This window comes from Vibrio sp. 10N.286.51.C3 (assembly GCF_003050065.1).
Classification (GTDB): domain Bacteria; phylum Pseudomonadota; class Gammaproteobacteria; order Enterobacterales; family Vibrionaceae; genus Vibrio; species Vibrio crassostreae.
In genome coordinates this window covers 32,487-47,683 of the sequence record NZ_PIGC01000004.1, presented here as the reverse complement: position 1 = coordinate 47,683, position 15,197 = coordinate 32,487, and the positions used below count along the sequence as shown (strand labels likewise).

General features: G+C 45.2%; 13 protein-coding genes. All 13 read left to right on the top strand.

The window, feature by feature from the left end; genetic code table 11:
* Window positions 1-35 precede the first annotated feature (35 nt).
* The 13 genes from bamA to CWO27_RS05230 all read left to right on the top strand — a co-directional run bounded on the left by bamA (window position 36) and on the right by CWO27_RS05230 (window position 15,172).
* A complete protein-coding gene (bamA, locus tag CWO27_RS05290; protein ID WP_048661222.1) occupies window positions 36-2,441 on the top strand; it encodes an outer membrane protein assembly factor BamA in 2,406 nt (801 codons plus the stop codon).
* A gap of 27 nt (window positions 2,442-2,468) precedes the next feature.
* A complete protein-coding gene (locus CWO27_RS05285) occupies window positions 2,469-2,969 on the top strand; it encodes an OmpH family outer membrane protein (protein ID WP_017056311.1) in 501 nt (166 codons plus the stop codon).
* A 5-nt stretch (window positions 2,970-2,974) separates the two neighbouring features.
* Entirely contained in the window at window positions 2,975-4,006 is a 1,032-nt protein-coding gene (lpxD, locus tag CWO27_RS05280; RefSeq protein WP_107898676.1) for a UDP-3-O-(3-hydroxymyristoyl)glucosamine N-acyltransferase, read from the top strand.
* 93 nt (window positions 4,007-4,099) lie between these two features.
* Complete coding sequence (fabZ, locus tag CWO27_RS05275) at window positions 4,100-4,552, top strand: 3-hydroxyacyl-ACP dehydratase FabZ (RefSeq protein ID WP_048661224.1); 453 nt, start codon at window positions 4,100-4,102, stop codon at window positions 4,550-4,552.
* A 1-nt stretch (window position 4,553) separates the two neighbouring features.
* Window positions 4,554-5,342 carry an acyl-ACP--UDP-N-acetylglucosamine O-acyltransferase gene (gene lpxA, locus CWO27_RS05270; protein ID WP_048606664.1) on the top strand — a complete coding sequence of 263 codons (789 nt, stop codon included), beginning with the start codon at window positions 4,554-4,556 and terminating at the stop codon, window positions 5,340-5,342.
* Window positions 5,343-5,471: 129 nt separating this feature from the next.
* Window positions 5,472-6,668 carry a lipid-A-disaccharide synthase gene (lpxB, locus tag CWO27_RS05265; protein WP_107898675.1) on the top strand — a complete coding sequence of 399 codons (1,197 nt, stop codon included), beginning with the start codon at window positions 5,472-5,474 and terminating at the stop codon, window positions 6,666-6,668.
* A gap of 48 nt (window positions 6,669-6,716) precedes the next feature.
* Window positions 6,717-7,337, top strand: a complete 621-nt coding sequence (gene rnhB / locus CWO27_RS05260; RefSeq protein ID WP_107898674.1) for a ribonuclease HII — start codon at window positions 6,717-6,719, stop codon at window positions 7,335-7,337.
* A 143-nt stretch (window positions 7,338-7,480) separates the two neighbouring features.
* Complete coding sequence (dnaE, locus tag CWO27_RS05255; protein WP_102432048.1) at window positions 7,481-10,960, top strand: DNA polymerase III subunit alpha; 3,480 nt, start codon at window positions 7,481-7,483, stop codon at window positions 10,958-10,960.
* Window positions 10,961-11,005: 45 nt separating this feature from the next.
* Window positions 11,006-11,965: an acetyl-CoA carboxylase carboxyl transferase subunit alpha gene (gene accA, locus CWO27_RS05250; protein ID WP_017060731.1), complete on the top strand. Its 960-nt coding sequence runs from the start codon at window positions 11,006-11,008 to the stop codon at window positions 11,963-11,965.
* A 126-nt stretch (window positions 11,966-12,091) separates the two neighbouring features.
* On the top strand, window positions 12,092-13,429 hold the full coding sequence (tilS, locus tag CWO27_RS05245; protein WP_107898673.1) for a tRNA lysidine(34) synthetase TilS: 1,338 nt from the start codon (window positions 12,092-12,094) through the stop codon (window positions 13,427-13,429).
* Window positions 13,430-13,487: 58 nt separating this feature from the next.
* Entirely contained in the window at window positions 13,488-13,799 is a 312-nt protein-coding gene (locus CWO27_RS05240; protein WP_048661228.1) for a c-type cytochrome, read from the top strand.
* Between the two features lie 130 nt (window positions 13,800-13,929).
* Window positions 13,930-14,268, top strand: coding sequence for a nitrogen regulatory protein P-II (gene glnB / locus CWO27_RS05235; RefSeq protein ID WP_004738609.1), 339 nt, complete (start codon window positions 13,930-13,932; stop codon window positions 14,266-14,268).
* A gap of 61 nt (window positions 14,269-14,329) precedes the next feature.
* Complete coding sequence (locus tag CWO27_RS05230; protein ID WP_107898672.1) at window positions 14,330-15,172, top strand: endonuclease/exonuclease/phosphatase family protein; 843 nt, start codon at window positions 14,330-14,332, stop codon at window positions 15,170-15,172.
* Window positions 15,173-15,197: the final 25 nt, after the last annotated feature.

The following is a 15,197-nucleotide window of genomic DNA, read 5'->3' as shown; positions in this document are numbered from 1 at the left end:
GGCATTGGTAGTAGCAAGGAATAATTAGAATAAGTATGGCGATTAAGCAAATTCTGTTCGCAAGTCTATTGGCCACTAGTGTGGCTGCGAACGGAGCACAAAACTTTGTAGTTCAAGATATCAAGATCGAAGGTTTACAGCGTGTTGCACTTGGTGCGGCTCTACTGAAAATGCCAGTACGTATTGGCGATGAAGTGGATGAAAGCGATGTATCTGAGATCATTCGTGCATTGTATGCTTCGGGTAACTTTGAGGATGTTAAAGTCCTTCGCGATGAAGGTGTTTTAGTTGTTCAAGTCAAAGAACGACCGACCATCGCGAGCATTTCATTCTCGGGTAACAAAGCGATCAAAGAAGAGCAACTTCAGCAGAACCTAGATGCGTCTGGTGTTCGTGAAGGAGAGGCTCTTGACCGTACGACGCTGAGTAACATTGAGAAAGGCCTTGAAGATTTTTACTACAGTGTTGGTAAGTACAACGCGACAGTAAAAGCGGTTGTGACGCCTTTGCCACGTAACCGTTCTGACCTTAAGTTTGTGTTTACTGAAGGCGTATCCGCTAAGATTCAGCAAATCAACTTTATCGGTAACGAAGTTTTCTCTGACGCTGAACTCCTCAGTCGTTTCAACTTGAACGTTGATGTTGCATGGTGGAATTTCCTTGCGGATGAAAAATACCAGAAGCAAGTATTAGCTGGTGATATCGAAGCGCTGAAATCTTACTACCTTGACCGTGGTTACCTTAAGTTTAAGGTAGATTCTACTCAAGTTGCGATCTCTCCAGATAAGAAAGGCGTGTATATCACGCTTGGTATTGATGAAGGCGAAGCTTATACCGTTAAAGATGTCGCATTTCGTGGTGAGCTCATCGGCCGTGAGGCTGACTTTGAGGCGTTAGTGCCATTTGAAGACGGTGATACTTATAACGGTTCATCGGTAACGTCTTTAGAAGAGAACGTAAAACGAATTCTTGGCGAATCTGGCTATGCGTACCCACAAGTTCGTACTATTCCAGAGTTCAATGATGAGACCAAAGAAGTGTCGTTGGTTATCAATGTAGAAGCGGGCAGCCGTATCTATGTTCGTGACATTCGATTTACGGGTAACAATTCAACGAAAGATGAAGTTCTTCGTCGTGAAATGCGTCAAATGGAAGGCAGCTGGCTTAACTCTAAGTCAATTGATACTGGTAAGAGCCGTCTTAACCGTTTAGGTTTCTTTGAAACGGTTGATGTACAAACAGTTCGTGTTCCTGGCAGTGAAGACCAAGTTGATTTGGTTTACAACGTTAAGGAAGCGAACTCCGGCAGCATCAACTTTGGTGTCGGCTACGGTACGGAATCAGGTGTTAGTTTCCAAGTTGGCCTACAACAAGACAACTTTGCGGGTTCTGGTAACCGTGTTGGCGTAAGTGCCATGATGAACGATTACCAAAAGAACGTGAGCTTAGACTACCGTGACCCATACTGGAACCTTGATGGTGTGAGTCTAGGCGGTAAGATCTTCTACAACGAATTCGAAGCCTCTGAAGCGGGTATTGTCGACTATACCAACCAAAGTTACGGTACGAGCCTTACATGGGGTTTCCCTATGGATGAGCTGAACCGTATCGAGTTTGGTGTTGGCTATACACACAACAAAATCGGTAACGTTCCGACTTATATCCAAGTTGAACAGTTTGCGAGAAGTATTGACCAATATGGTGACGAGCACATCTTAACCGATGATTTCGATATCAATATCTCTTGGACGCGTAATAACTTGAACCGTGGTTTCTTCCCAACAGAAGGTAACCACCAGCGTGCTTTCGCTAAAATGACGGTGCCAGGCTCTGATGCTCAGTACTTCAAAATGCAGTACGATGTAAAACATTACATCCCGCTGACCAAAAAGCATGAGTTCACACTATTGATGCGTGGCCGATTAGGCTATGGTAATGGTTATGGTCAAACGGATGGTAACGATAACTTGTTCCCATTCTACGAGAACTACTACGCAGGTGGTTTTACAACCCTACGTGGTTTTGGTTCTAACTCGGCTGGCCCGAAAGCCGTTTACGGAAGCAGCACAGGTAACAACCCAACCTACGATACTGCTACTGATGATTCAGTGGGTGGTAACGCGGTTGCTTTGGCAAGTCTAGAGTTAATTGTACCTACGCCGTTTGCTTCTGATGAAGCACGCAGCCAGATTCGTACCAGTGTCTTCTTCGATATGGCTAGTGTATGGGATACCGAATTTGTAGACCGTGGCGCGCCTAATAGTGGCGGCCAGTACTACTACGATTACTCTGATCCAACGAATTACCGTTCATCTTATGGTGCAGCCCTTCAATGGATGTCACCGATGGGCCCACTGGTTTTCTCTCTAGCGAAACCAGTTAAAATTTACGAAGGTGATGATGAGGAATTCTTCACATTTACCATTGGTAGAACTTTCTAATATTTAAAGGACAATATTTTGAAAAATATGATTAAAGCAGCAGGTTTAGGCCTTGTAGTTCTTAGCTCTTCTTTCTTTGCAACAGCTGCTGAAGCTGCGCAAAAAGTGGGTTATGTAAACACTGCACAAGTATTCCAGGCTCTACCTCAGCGTGAAGTTGTTCTTCAAAAAATGCAGGAAGAGTTCAAAGACAAAGCAGCTGAGCTGCAGAGCATTCAAGCTGAAGCAAAAACGAAGATTGAAAAGCTTAAGCGTGATGGCGAGCTACTAGGTCCTGACGAAGTTGAAAAGCTACGTATCGAAGTAGGTCAACTAGACAGCAAGTACAAAATCAAAGCTCAAGCACTAGAAAAAGCAAGCCAACGTCGTGAAGCACAAGAGAAGCAGAAGCTATTCAAAGTGATTCAAGATGCTGTAACGAAAGTTGCAGAGAAAGAAGGCTACGATATGATCGTTGATATTCAAGCTCTGCAATACGGCAAGCCAGAATACAACATCTCTGAGAAAGTAATTAAAGCACTGAAATAAGTTTTATGAAGAATCTAACTTTAGCCGAATTGGCAACGATTACCGGGGGAGAGCTACACGGAGATGGTACTATTACCGTTTCAGCAGTCGCTCCTATGGATAAAGCGCAAGAAGGTAACATTACGTTCCTTTCTAACGTAAAGTACAGCAAGCACCTAGGTGACTGTAAAGCATCCGCTATTATGGTTAAAGAGAGTGAGCGTGAACTTTGTAAGACGAACGTGATTGTGGTTAATGACCCTTACGTTGCTTTTGCTAAAGTTGCTCAAGCGCTTGATACTACTCCAGCACCCGCTGCGGCTATTGCTGATTCAGCTTCGATTGCAAGTGATGCGACCATTGGACAAAATGTGTCTATTGGTGCAAATGCTGTGATTGAGTCTGGTGTGGTACTTGGTGATGATGTGATCATCGGTGCTGGTTGCTTTATTGGTAAAAACGCGAAAGTTGGCCCTGGCACTAAGCTATGGGCTAACGTAAGTGTTTACCATGAAGTTGTGATTGGCGAAGCATGTTTGATTCAATCAAGCACGGTTATCGGCTCTGATGGCTTTGGTTATGCGAACGAGAAAGGCGAGTGGATTAAAATCCCACAAGTCGGTTCAGTTCGTATCGGTAACCGCGTAGAAATCGGCGCGTGTACTACCATCGACCGTGGTGCATTAGACGACACAATTATTGAAGATAACGTTATCTTAGATAACCAACTTCAAATTGCTCACAATGTTCACATCGGATATGGTTCAGCCCTTGCGGGTGGTACTATTGTAGCTGGCAGCACGACGATAGGTAAGTACTGTATTATTGGTGGTGGCTGTGTGATTAATGGTCACATTGAAATCATTGACGGCGTTACAATCACCGGTATGGGGATGGTAATGCGCAGCATCACTGAGAAAGGCATGTACTCTTCGGGTATTCCTTTACAGCCAAACAAAGATTGGCGTAAAACAGCAACGCGTGTTCATCGTATTGATGAAATGAACAAGCGTTTGAAAACCGTTGAAAAACTTATCGAGAAGAGCGCGGAATCATAATTCCAGCATTTCTAATAAAAGGCTCGCGTATAGCGAGTCTTTTTCGTTTATAATCCTTCTAATTAAATAAAGAATATACATAGGAATACGACTTTGACTACTGAACAGACAACGATGAACATTACTGAAATTCAGGAACTATTACCTCATCGCTACCCATTCTTAATGGTTGATCGTGTGACTAGCTTTGAAAAAGAAAAAACACTGACCGCAATTAAGAATGTCTCTGTTAACGAACCTCAGTTCACAGGCCACTTCCCTCAGCTTCCTGTATTCCCAGGCGTGTTGATCTTAGAAGCAATGGCACAAGCAACAGGCCTTCTAGCATTTAAATCTTTTGGTGCGCCTTCTGGCAACGAACTTTACTACTTTGCAAGTGTTGATAAAGCAAAATTCCGTAAGCCAGTCGTACCTGGTGACCAACTGGTTATCGAAGTTGAATTCTTAAAAGAGCGTCGTGGCATTGCATCGTTTAACGGTGTAGCGAAAGTTGACGGCGACGTTGTATGTTCAGCTGAACTTAAATGTGCTCGTAGAGAGTTTTAATATGATTCATGAAACAGCGAAAATTCACCCGGCAGCAGTAATCGAAGGTGATGTAACTATCGGTGCTAACGTGACAGTTGGGCCTTTCACTTACATTGCTGGTAACGTGACAATTGGTGACGACACTGAAGTGATGTCGCATGTTGTGATCAAAGGTCATACAACCATTGGTAAAGAAAACCGTATCTTCCCTCATGCTGTTATTGGTGAAGAAAACCAAGACAAGAAATACGGTGGTGAAGAGACAACAGTTGTGATCGGTGATCGCAACGTGATCCGTGAAGCGGTTCAAATCCACCGTGGTACGGTTCAAGACAAAGCAACCACTGTAATTGGTGATGACAACCTACTTTGTGTTAATGCTCACGTAGCGCACGATGTTATTGTTGGTAACCATACTCACATTGGTAACAACGCTATTCTTGGCGGACACGTGACGGTTGGCGACTACGCTGGTGTTATGGCACTGTCTGCGATTCACCCATTCTGCTCAATTGGTGCTTACGCATACATTGGCGGCTGTTCTGCTGTTGTTCAAGATGTACTTCCGTACGTACTTGCACAGGGTAACCATGCTGCTCCATTCGGTCTGAACCTAGTGGGCTTGAAGCGTAACGGTTTTGAAAAACCAGAAATTCGTGCACTACAGAAAGCGTACAAAGAGTTATACCGTTCAGGTAAAACACTTGAAGAAGCGAAAGCGGCTTTAGTTGAAATGGCGAAAGAGTTTACTTCGGTGGCTCCTATGCTAGAAATGCTAGAGAATTCTGAGCGCGGTATTATTCGTTAATACTGGATGTGGTTGTGTACCAATCCGCGCAAGTATGACAATAATTACTTAATCAGATTGGTATAACAAAAAGATCGCTAATCATTAGGCGATCTTTTTTGTTTTAGGCAAGAAGGGAATTGGAAAACTATGGCACAGCAAGAAGCAGCAACCAACAGCACGGACTTTATTTCGAATGAACCTCTGCGGGTAGGTATCGTTGTCGGAGAACTCTCTGGTGATACGCTTGGTGAAGGTTTTATCAAAGCAATCAAATCACAGTACCCGAATGCTGAATTCGTCGGTATTGGCGGACCCAAAATGAAGGCGCTTGGTTGTGAGTCTCTTTTCGAGATGGAAGAGCTAGCTGTCATGGGCTTAGTTGAAGTACTTGGCCGTTTACCTCGTCTGCTAAAAGTAAAAGCAGAGTTGGTTAAGTATTTCACTCAAAACCCACCAGATGTGTTTGTTGGTATCGATGCACCTGATTTCAACCTAAGACTTGAACTTGATCTTAAGAACGCAGGCATTAAAACGGTCCATTACGTGAGCCCTTCAGTGTGGGCTTGGCGTCCCAAGCGTATCTTTAAAATCGACAAAGCAACCGACTTGGTTTTGGCCTTCCTGCCATTCGAGAAAGCGTTTTACGATAAATACAACGTTGCCTGTGAATTTGTTGGCCACACGCTGGCAGACGCAATTCCTTTAGAACCAAGTAAACAAGATGCACGTGAGCTGTTAGGCTTAGACCAAGACAAACAGTGGTTAGCCGTATTGCCGGGCAGTCGAGGTGGTGAGATGGGGTTGATCGCTCAACCATTTATCGAAACGTGCCAGCGCATTAAGCAAAAATACCCTGACATCAATTTTGTTGTTGCGCTCGTGAATGAACAGCGTAAAAAACAGTTTACCGAAATCTGGCAAACAACAGCGCCTGAGCTTGAATTCACGTTAGTCGAAGATACGGCAACCAACGTGATTACCGCTGCTGACTCTGTGCTTCTGGCTTCCGGCACAGTGGCTCTTGAGTGTATGTTACTGAAGCGTCCAATGGTCGTTGGCTACAAAGTAAATAAGCTGACAGGCTACATTGTGAAGAAGCTAGCAATCACTGATTTCGTATCACTGCCGAATATTTTGGCTGGTGAAGAGATCGTGAAAGAGCATATTCTTGAGGAATGCCACCCAGACTTCTTGTTCCCATCTGTCGACAAAATGCTATCAGCCGACAACAGTACATTGATCGAACGTTTTACCGAGATGCATCACTGGATTCGTAAAGATGCTGATAAGCAAGCCGCCAACGCAGTACTGAAATTGATTGGTCGAGAGTTTGTTGAATCATAAAGTGCAGCTTCAGAAAGCACTGACTTATAAGTTACAAAGAGAATTGTCATGGCAGTAAAAGAGACAAAAGAGCTTCCTCCATTTGAATATCCGCAAGGCTACCAGTTGTTTGCTGGTGTGGATGAAGTAGGTCGTGGGCCATTGGTAGGCGATGTGGTGACTGCTGCGGTTATCCTAGATCCAAATAATCCAATCGAAGGCTTAAACGATTCAAAAAAACTGTCTGAGAAAAAGCGTCTTGCTCTGCTTCCTGAAATCAAGGAGAAAGCCTTGGCGTGGTCTGTTGGTCGCTGTTCGCCACAAGAAATTGATGAGCTGAATATTCTACAGGCAACTATGGTCGCTATGCAGCGCGCTATCGCTGGGTTGAGCGTTCAGCCTGACATGGCACTGATCGATGGTAACCGTGTTCCTGAACTGCCAATGGACGGTCTGGCTATTGTAAAGGGCGATTTACGAGTAGCAGAGATAAGTGCAGCGTCTATTATCGCTAAAGTGGTTCGTGACCAAGAGATGGAAGAACTCGACAAGTTGCATCCAGAGTTTGGTTTCGCGAAACACAAAGGTTACCCAACCAAAGCGCATTTCGAAGCGATTGAAAAACATGGTGTTACCGAGCATTACCGTAAGAGCTTTAAGCCAGTAAAACGTATCCTTGGCATAGATTAGAGCGTATTGATTAAGCTCTATCTAGACTAGAGCTTTACGTTAGCTAGACCTGGGCATCGAATAAAGTTGCTTACTTGCGTCAGAAAAAAATAGAATACACACAGTTGTAATCCTAGGCTCCGGTCTAGAACTCAGGAAAAATAATGTCAGATCCAAAATTTGTTCACCTACGCGTACACAGTGACTTTTCTATGGTGGATGGCCTCTCTAAGGTGCCACCATTAGTAAAAAAAGTCGCTGAAATGGGTATGCCTGCTCTAGCATTGACCGACTTTACCAACCTGTGTGGGTTGGTGAAGTTTTACGGTACTGCTCATGGGTGTGGGGTTAAACCAATTATTGGTGCTGACTTCTTGATGCAGTCTCCGGAATTCGGTGACGAGCTAACCAAGCTCACCGTCATTGCAACGGACAATAAAGGTTATAACAACCTAACGCTGCTTATCTCAAAAGCTTACCTTCGTGGTCATGTACAGCATCAGCCTGTTATCGATAAAGAGTGGTTGATTGAGAATGCCAAAGGCCTGATTATTCTATCGGGTGCCAAAGAAGGTGAGATTGGTAAGGCGTTACTGAAAGGCAACCGTGAGTTGGTGGCAAGCAGCGTCGAGTTTTACAAAACGTACTTCGCCGATCGTTTTTACTTGGAACTGATTCGTACCGGACGACCGGATGAAGAGTCTTACCTGCACTTTGCGTTGGAACTGGCTGAGCAAGAAGACTTGCCTGTTGTCGCAACCAACGAAGTGGTTTTTCTAACTGAAGATCTGTTTGATGCTCATGAAATCCGCGTGGCGATCCATGACGGCTTCACTATGGTCGATCCTCGTCGCCCTAAGAACTACAGCGCGCAGCAATATCTACGCAGTGAAGAAGAGATGTGTGAGTTGTTCTCAGATATCCCTGAAGCGCTAGAGAACAGTGTTGAGATTGCCAAGCGTTGTAACGTGACCGTTCGTCTAGGTGAGTACTTCCTACCTAACTTCCCTACGGAAGGTTTGGCGATTGAAGACTTCTTGATCAAGAAATCTGAAGAAGGTCTTGAACGACGTTTGGCGTTCCTATTCCCTGACGAAAAAGTGCGTGCTGAACGCAGACCTGAATACGATGAGCGACTTAAGATAGAGCTCGAAGTTGTCAATAACATGGGTTTCCCTGGCTACTTCTTGATCGTAATGGAGTTCATCCAATGGTCAAAAGACAATGATGTGCCAGTAGGTCCTGGCCGTGGTTCTGGTGCCGGCTCTCTTGTGGCTTACGCATTGGATATCACCGATCTCGATCCACTTGAATACGATCTACTTTTCGAACGTTTCTTGAACCCAGAACGTGTCTCCATGCCCGATTTCGATATCGACTTCTGTATGGATAAGCGTGACCAAGTTATCGACCACGTTGCTGAGATGTACGGGCGTGATGCGGTATCTCAGATCATCACTTTTGGTACCATGGCGGCGAAAGCGGTAATTCGCGACGTAGGCCGTGTACTGGGTCACCCATTTGGCTTCGTCGACCGAATTTCAAAGCTTGTACCGCCCGATCCGGGTATGACGCTTGAGAAAGCGTTCCTTGCGGAACCGGCATTACCGGAGCTTTACGATGGCGATGAAGAAGTTCGTGAACTGATCGATAAATGTCGCATCCTTGAAGGTTGTACGCGAAACGCCGGTAAACACGCGGGTGGTGTTGTAATCTCACCAACCACAATCACTGACTTTGCGCCAATTTATGCCGATGCTGAAGGTAACTTCCCAGTAACGCAATTCGATAAGAATGACGTTGAAACTGCTGGCTTGGTTAAGTTCGACTTCTTGGGTCTGCGTACCTTGACCATCATCGACTGGGCGTTAGGCCTAGTGAATCCACGTTTGAAGAAAGAGGGTAAAGAACCGGTTCGTATCGAGTCGATTCCTCTAGATGACCAAGCGTCGTTTAACCTATTACAAAATTCTGAAACCACCGCGGTATTCCAGCTGGAATCGCGTGGTATGAAAGACCTGATCAAACGTCTACAGCCCGACTGTTTTGAAGATATCATCGCATTGGTAGCTCTGTTCCGTCCGGGTCCTCTGCAATCCGGCATGGTAGATAACTTTATCGACCGTAAACATGGCCGTGAAGCGGTTTCTTACCCTGATGAAACGTGGCAACACGAATCACTGAAAGAGACACTAGAACCTACCTACGGCATCATCCTGTATCAAGAACAGGTAATGCAGATCGCACAGATTCTGGCAGGCTATACGCTTGGCGGCGCGGATATGTTGCGTCGTGCGATGGGTAAGAAAAAGCCAGAAGAGATGGCGAAACAGCGTGGTACCTTTAAAGAGGGTGCTGAAGCCAACGGTGTTGATGGCGAACTTGCCATGAAAATCTTTGACTTGGTAGAGAAATTTGCGGGCTACGGCTTCAACAAATCTCACTCGGCGGCATACGCACTGGTTTCTTACCAAACGCTGTGGTTGAAAACGCACTACCCAGCGGAATTTATGGCTGCGGTAATGACGGCGGATATGGATAACACCGAGAAGGTTATTGGCCTTGTTGATGAGTGTTTCCGTATGAAGCTCAAGCTGCTTCCACCTGATATCAACTCTGGCTTGTACCGCTTTAACGTGGATGAAGATGGCGCGATTGTTTATGGTATCGGCGCGATCAAAGGGGTAGGTGAAGGCCCTATTGAAGCGATCATCGAAGCACGAAATAAGGGCGGTTACTTTAAAGACTTATTCGACTTCTGTGCGCGTCTTGATCTGAAGAAGGTCAACAAACGTGTTATCGAAAAGTTGATTCTATCCGGTGCCTTAGATAGATTAGGTCCTCACCGTGCAGCGATGATGGCTTCATTGCCGGATGCGGTTAAAGCGGCAAGCCAACATCACCACGCTGAGTCCTTTGGACAATCAGATATGTTTGGCGTGTTGACCGATGCTCCGGAAGAGGTTGAACACAAGTATACCCAAGTGCCTAAGTGGCCTGAGAAGGTTTGGCTTGAGGGCGAACGCGAAACGCTTGGTTTGTATCTAACTGGTCACCCGGTTAACGCTTACATCAAAGAGTTAGCGAAATACACCAGCTGTCGCTTGAAAGATGCCACGCCAACGCGTCGTGACCAATCATTAACGATTGCCGGTTTGGTGATTGCTGCGAGAGTGATGACCACTAAGCGCGGTACACGAATCGGTTTGATGACACTTGATGACCGATCTGGGCGAATGGAAGTGATGTTGTTCTCTGATGCGCTCGATCGCTACGCAGAGTTGCTCGAAAAAGACAAAATTGTGGTCGTTTCCGGACAGGTCAGCTTTGATGATTTCAATGGCGGGCTTAAAATGTCCGCGCGCGAGGTCATGGACTTAGGAAGCGCCCGTGAGAAATATGCTCGTGGGGTGTCGATATCTATCGACCAATCCCAAATTAACGGTCAATTTTTTGAACGCTTTAGTCAAATCTTAGAACCTTATAGAGCCGGAACGGTCCCAGTCAATGTATACTACCAGCGTGCCGACGCTAGAGCGCGGTTAACATTGGGCACAGAATGGCGTGTGACGCCAAGTGATACATTACTAGACGAATTAAAACAGCTGCTTGGAAATAGCCAAGTAGAACTCGAATTTAACTAAAATTTAGCTTCGCGAATACGGAGCTGAATCAACAAGGATTCATAGATGAGCCTGAACTTTCTAGAATTTGAAAAGCCTATCGCTGAACTTGAAGCAAAAATCGAAGCGCTACGTGACGTTTCGCGTCATGGTGGTGACACAGCGGTAGATCTAGACAAAGAAATCGAACAACTAGAGAAAAAAAGCTTAGAGCTTAAACAGAAAATCTTTAGTGACTTAGGTGCATGGCAGGTTGCTCAACTTGCTCGTCACCCTCAACGTCCTTACACAAAAGATTACCTGGAGCATGCATTCACAGAGTTTGAAGAGATGGCGGGCGATCGCGCTTACGCTGACGACAAAGCTATTGTGGGTGGTATGGCTCGTCTAAATGGCCGTCCTGTTATGGTTATTGGTCACCAGAAAGGTCGCGAGACTAAAGAGAAAGTGATCCGTAACTTTGGTATGCCAAAGCCAGAAGGTTACCGTAAAGCGCTACGTCTAATGGAAACCGCTGAGCGTTTCAACATGCCTATTATTACTTTCATCGACACAGCGGGCGCATACCCAGGTGTTGGTGCTGAAGAGCGTGGTCAATCTGAAGCTATCGCGAAAAACCTAAAGGTTATGGCTGGTCTTTCTGTTCCAGTTATCTGTAACGTTGTGGGTGAAGGCGGTTCTGGTGGTGCACTAGCGATTGGTGTTGGTGACTACGTGAACATGCTTCAGTACTCTACGTATTCAGTAATCTCTCCAGAAGGTTGTGCTTCAATCCTATGGCGTGATTCAGATAAAGCCCCACAAGCAGCTGAAGCGATGGGCCTGATTGCTCCTCGTCTTAAAGAGCTTGAGCTTATCGACGAAATCATTCCTGAGCCTCTAGGTGGCGCGCACCGCGACCCTGCACAAACCGCTCAGAACATGAAAGACATGCTAGTTAAACAGCTAGAAGAGCTAGAGCAGTTTGATAACGAAACGCTTCTTGAGCGTCGTTACCAGCGTCTAATGAGCTACGGCTACTGCTGATAAGTTACCTTAGTAATAAGGTCTGCTTAACGTAACAAGTTGATGAAAGGGTTGGACTCAGTGCCAACCCTTTTTTATTATTAAAACATTATCCTTTCACACACGACCTCTTGGTTTAGTAGCCTCATGACACACTTAATTGATACTTTCACATCTGTACTTGATCAAAGCGCGCTTAAGCCTCGTAGTAGGTTGGTCGTCGCTTTCAGTGGTGGTGTCGATTCACGAGTGTTGTTGGAGTTATCCGCTCAATATGCCCAAGCGCACGACATTGAGTGCCATGCGGTTCATGTGCACCATGGCTTAAGTACAAATGCAGACCTCTGGGTAGAACAATGCCAAACATGGTGTGATGGTTTGTCTATTCCATTAGCTATTGAGCGAGTGTCGTTGGATGTTAACAGTGGAGAAAGCATAGAAAAACTCGCTAGAGATGCTAGATATCACGCCTTCAAACAATATATTCGATATGGTGATGTGCTTGTTACAGGTCAACACCTCGATGATCAAGTAGAGACTTTCTTGTTAGCGTTGAAGCGTGGCAGTGGGCCTAAAGGCCTCTCTTCAATGGCGAAAGTGATGCCGTTTGTTGATGCTCATATTGTTCGCCCTATGCTATCGGTAACTCGAACCGAGATTGAAGCAGCTGCTTACGGCATGGGCTTAACTTGGGTAGAAGATGAGAGTAATCAGGATCTGCGTTTTGACCGTAATTTTATTCGTCATCAAGTCACTCCGACACTGACCGAGCGTTGGCATAGTTTCCGAGAATCGGTCAGTCGCAGCGCTCAGCTATGTGCAGAGCAAGAGTTACTGTTGGATGAGTTGCTTGAGTCTCACTTACAACAAGCTTTAACTGAGAAGCACAGCTTAAGTATTAAGGCATTGTCTCAGCACTCTGATTTACTGCGTGCACGCCTATTAAGAATGTGGCTGAGCCGCTGTAATCAACCGATGCCGAGCCAAAAGCAGCTCAAACTTATATGGGATGAGGTGGCATGCGCTCAGGCTGACGCCAATCCTAAGTTGGTGTTGAATGAGGTTGAGGTTAGGCGTTTTAATCATCAGCTCTACATAGTGAAAGAGACTAAGGACTTGTCGAGTTGGCATGCCGATGTTGTGCTTGGTGATAGCTTGCAACTGCCCGATGGTTTAGGGAGATTACAATTCATGCCATCACAGAGTGGTGCTGTATCGAATGGTCGTAATTCGCAAAGCTTCAGCTTGAAGGGGTTAAACGGAGCGCTACGAGTGATCTTCAACCCTGAAGGATTATCAGCGCATCCTGTTGGACGCGGTCATAGCAGAAAGCTCAAAAAACTCTTTCAAGAGTACCAAGTACCCAGTTGGTTACGACGCAGAACGCCAATATTAATGGATGGCGATCGAGTGATCGCTGTTTTAGGCTTATTCGTAGATAAAAACTACGAAGGTCAAGATTGTGAAGCGCTTTGGAGCAAGTAGAAAAAGTTTGTGTCACAATTCACCGTCACTTTAATAAAAATAATTAATGGAATATGCAATGAAGAAAATTACACTAGGATTAGTTCTTGGATTTGGACTATTGAGTGGTAACGCTCTGGCGGGTGATGTTGCTGCGGGTCAAGCTAAAGCAGCAATCTGTGCAGCATGTCATGGTGCTGACGGTATCGCAGTGATCCCAGGTTACCCAAACCTTAAAGGTCAAAACGAGCAATACATCGCTTCATCAATTAACGCATATAAGAACGGCCAGCGTACCGGCGGTTTGGCCGCTGTAATGCAGGCTCAAGCTTCAATGCTGAATGATGCAGATATTGCTAATCTAGCCGCTTACTACGCAAGCCTTAAGTAAAACCTTCTTAAAGCGCTGATTAAACAAGATGATAAATTTCGAGCCAGAGCTTTAAAGCTCTGGCTTTTTTCATTGAATGTTTACTATAGCTAACCGATAATGAGCCATTCGCACAGTTTAAGGGATGAACATGAAAAAGATTGAAGCCATTATCAAGCCATTCAAACTTGATGATGTACGTGAAGCACTTGCAGAAGTGGGTATTACGGGTATGACAGTATCTGAAGTGAAAGGCTTTGGACGTCAGAAAGGTCATACTGAGCTATACCGCGGCGCAGAGTACATGGTCGACTTTTTACCTAAAGTGAAATTGGAAATTGTTGTGACCGACGAAGTGGCTGACCAATGTGTTGATACCATTATCGAAACGGCGCAAACAGGCAAAATTGGCGACGGTAAGATCTTCATTACTGACGTTGAACGTGTGGTACGTATTCGTACTGGTGAAGAAGACGAAGACGCCGTATAAAAAAACTATTACCCCAAAAGGAGCGTTTATCGCTCCTTTTTCATCTCTGGTAGGGTGTTGTATGTTTAAGAAAACCATCATTGTTATCACGCTATTGATAACGCTTGCTGTCGTTAGTTTTCATTTAATCTTCGTGATCCCGAATAAACCCAACCTGATCACCTCTTCTCAAAATACCAGCAATGATATCTACAGTTGCTACCAAAATTCTGAGCCGAAAGCAATTGATGTGTCTGATGGCTTAGACATTACGGTGTGGAATATCTACAAGCAAAACCGAAGTAATTGGCAGAGTGAATTAAATAAGCTGTCGGCTGGTAGCGATTTAGTCTTGTTGCAAGAAGCGAGTATGACAGAAGAACTTCGCCAATGGGTAACGAGTGGCCAGTGGGGAAGCACTCGTGTTAATGCGTTTGAAGCCTTTGAGCAAAGTGCTGGTGTACTTAACCTAGCGACGCATTTGCCTATCGAAGCTTGTGCTTATACTCATGAAGAACCTTGGCTTCAATTACCAAAATCCGCGCTTTGGTCGCGTTACCAACTTAGTAACGGCGAACAACTGGCCGTGATTAACATCCATGCTGTGAACTTTACGTTTGGTACGGAAGATTACAAAGCTCAGCTCAAGAGCTTAACTGACAATCTGCAAAAGTATCGTGGGCCTGTTATTTTTGCTGGGGATTTTAATAGTTGGAGTGAAGCCCGCTTTGCTGTCTTGAAAGGTGCATTGAAACAGGTAGGTTTGACGGAAGTAGCCTTTGACCCAGACAACAGAACTCAGTTCATTACAGGACTGGTGCTCGATCATGTGTTCTATCGAGGGCTAGAGGTAGAAAAAGCAAAAGCGCCCATTACGGACGCTTCTGATCATAACCCTATGCGAGTGACTTTTAAGGCTAAATAGGCTAGAGAGTTTTCGCTAGCCTTAT